This window comes from Bacillota bacterium, from assembly GCA_040754675.1.
In the GTDB taxonomy this organism is placed as follows: Bacteria; Bacillota; Limnochordia; order Limnochordales; family Geochordaceae; genus Geochorda.
The window spans coordinates 1-2785 of the sequence record JBFMCJ010000528.1 but is presented as its reverse complement, the minus strand read 5'-3'; the positions used below and the strand labels follow the sequence as shown (position 1 = coordinate 2785).

The window sequence follows — 2785 nt, the reverse complement described above, 5'->3', positions numbered from 1 at the left end:
CGTAAAGCCAAACGACAGTATGATCACACAGAGCAGCAGGCCAAGCCTTCGAGTAATCGTGACCGGTTTCAAGAGCCACCATCCTTCCTACGCTTGGGATTTGGTGATTCTGGGTCTGCCGATCCCTTAGAATCCCAACCCTTCGCCTCCCTTCCCCTATTGACTCCTAACTCACGGCCGATGAGTCACGCGCGGGCCTCCCACGGAAGGGGCGGCCTTCGACGCGGGCGCGGTAGGCTTCCTTCGCTTCGGGACTTCCGAGCAGCACCACCAGGTGATGCAACCCCTGGAGGAGCTGGCGTTCGTATTGGCCTTCATCCATCGCGCGGTAAGCGGCCTTTACCAGGCGGATGGCCACCGGGTTTGAAGATACCAGGCGCCGTGCAACGTCTAAGGCAGATGCAAGCACCTCGGCATCGTCCACGACCTGGTTGACGAGACCAATCTCGTACGCCGTTTGGGCGTTCAGCTCGTCCCCAGTGAGCGCCATCCACATCGAGCTCTTCCGCCCCATCAGTCGCCGAACGCCGACGAGCGCCATCATCGGAGCAAGGCCCGCCCGAACCTCGGGTACCGAAAAACGGGCCGACCGGGCGGCGATGGCCAGATCAGACGCCTCGACCAGGTTCAACCCGCCGCCGAAAGCCGCACCGTTAACGGCAGCGATCACCGGAAGGTCGATGCCGGTGATGGCCCGGTGAAGGGCGATGAACGCCTGGCCGAAGCGCATAACGTCCAACGTCGAACCGGTGGTGTAGTCGCCGAGCTCTCCGCCACGGCAGAACGTGTCGCCCCGCCCCGTTAGCACGACGGCCGCAAGTTCAGATCCCGAGGCTGCAGCGGTCAACTCGTCGGCTAGGCGCTCCATGGCCGAAATCGTCAGCTTTTGGGTTTGCATGGTCAGCACCAGCGTGCGGCCGATGCGCTCTGCACTCACCGAAGCTCCGGACCCAGCCACCGTATCGGAACGCCTCCTTCCCCCGGACTGCCATCGCCCTGAATACGCCGTACACCGTGTACAGTACCAATCGCTTGCATACGCGCGACCGCTTCAGAACCTGAAACTCATGGAGCCGAAGTGGAGGCCGCGCTCCTCCCGCCCGGTGAAGGGGACCGGATGCCGAAGCGTGAGAGCGCGCCGGCCATGCGGCCTTCTTTCAGAAGCTGTACGGTGATGCGGATGTGCTCGACCGCGTAGCGCTCGGCTTTGTCCGGATCACGCTCCTCGAGGGCATCAATGATCCGCATGTGCTCAGGAAACGTTTCTTCGGGCGGGCGGATGAGTCCCTGAAGAAAGCTGATGGTCAGGATGTGGAAAGAACTGAGCGTCTGCGAGATGATGCTGCTGTTTGACTTCTTGGCTATGTAGTAATGGAACTCTTGATCGGCCTGCCGATACGCGCTCCAGTGATCGGGGGTTATTCGCTCCATGGCCGTGGTGAACAGGCTTCGCATGTAGGCAATATCGGGGGGTTCGGCGCGCTCGGCGAAGAGGCGACATGCTAGCCCCTCCAGCACACCACGAATCTCGAAGACGGCGATGACCTCGTCGAGCGTGAATTGGCGAACGAAGGTCCCTCTCGGGGTCATCTCCACCAGGTTGTCCTTGGCGAGCTGCGTCAGGGCACGACGAAGAGGAGTGCGGCTAACGCCCAAACGCCGGGCGAGCTGGTCCTGGATGATTTGCTCGCCGGGCGGGAGCGCGCCATCCAGGATCATCTGCCGAACGCGCTCGTACACCAGCGTATCGAGGTCAGCCCGAACCAGAGGGGTCGTATCTTCGACGGGCACCGCGTTATTCCCCTTCGACTCGCAGGCTACTATATTGCTGTACACGGTGTACGGGGTATCCGGTTACACTGTAACGGGTGAGACGCTTCCTGTCAACTGCTTCTTCACGTACCACTTCCATCCAGGGTGCCGGTCGGCCATGCTGGGTACCCTGACGCCCATCGCGATCGCGGGGCGGCTAAGCAAAAAAGATGTAGTCGAGCTCGGGCAGCTCGCGGCCCAACTCCTTGAGCGCCCGGCGGATCTGGGAGCGGTGGTAGATGGCGTGGGTGCCCGCGTGGAGCAGCATCTGTGCCCGGGTCGCGCGCCACGGCGGAGTGCCTGGCTCCGTGCGGGGCGCCTCGACCACCTCGTTGAGTTGTTGGGGGGTGAGTTCGGCGAGCGTGCGCTCGGTGGTGCGGTCCAGGTCATCCCAAGCGGCACGCAGGCGCGCCGGGTCGGCCAGGTCGGCCGTATCAACCTCCTGGCGGGCCTGACCCCAGATCCGGCGCGTGACCCAGTTGAGCTGCGCGCTGTAAACGTGAAGCAGGATGCCCAGCAGGCTACCCTTGCCGAACCCCACCGGGCGGCTGAGTTGCTCGGCGGTCAGGCCCCGCACCGCGTCGAAGATGATCTGCCGCACCTTCCCGTCCCAAGCGAACAGCTCCCGCAGGAGCGCCAGCGTCTCCGGTCCGGCTTCCCAGGCAGGCATGGCTCCAACCTCCTCCGGGAAGGGGCTTCGATGCGCCCGGGTCGGGAACCTGGAGGCCGCAACTCTTGCCCCGGCCGCCCGGATCCCGGCGGCCTTGCCGCCGGGCGCTACAGACTCACACCCGCGCCGACGCCCAGGTCCACGTCGCCAAACTCGGCCAGGCACCCGCATCCGGTACCGGCACTCGCCGACGGTGGCGTTGAACCTTGTTGGGGTCGACCCGAAGGACCTGAGCCAGGTCGCGCTGCGAAGGGAGCCGGTCGCCGGGGCGGATCTCCCGGCGTGCCACAGCCCGCTTCAACT

At 64.3% G+C, this 2785-nt stretch carries 4 protein-coding genes; all 4 read right to left on the bottom strand.

Annotated elements, in window-relative coordinates:
• Positions 1-166: 166 nt before the first annotated feature.
• Complete coding sequence (locus AB1609_20255) at positions 167-958, bottom strand: enoyl-CoA hydratase/isomerase family protein (GenBank protein ID MEW6048776.1); 792 nt, start codon at positions 956-958, stop codon at positions 167-169.
• 107 nt (positions 959-1065) lie between these two features.
• Positions 1066-1791 carry a GntR family transcriptional regulator gene (locus tag AB1609_20250; GenBank protein MEW6048775.1) on the bottom strand — a complete coding sequence of 242 codons (726 nt, stop codon included), beginning with the start codon at positions 1789-1791 and terminating at the stop codon, positions 1066-1068.
• 178 nt (positions 1792-1969) lie between these two features.
• Positions 1970-2482 carry a DinB family protein gene (locus AB1609_20245; GenBank protein ID MEW6048774.1) on the bottom strand — a complete coding sequence of 171 codons (513 nt, stop codon included), beginning with the start codon at positions 2480-2482 and terminating at the stop codon, positions 1970-1972.
• A gap of 115 nt (positions 2483-2597) precedes the next feature.
• A partial coding sequence (locus AB1609_20240) for a hypothetical protein (protein MEW6048773.1) occupies positions 2598-2785 on the bottom strand: 188 nt, incomplete at its 5' end.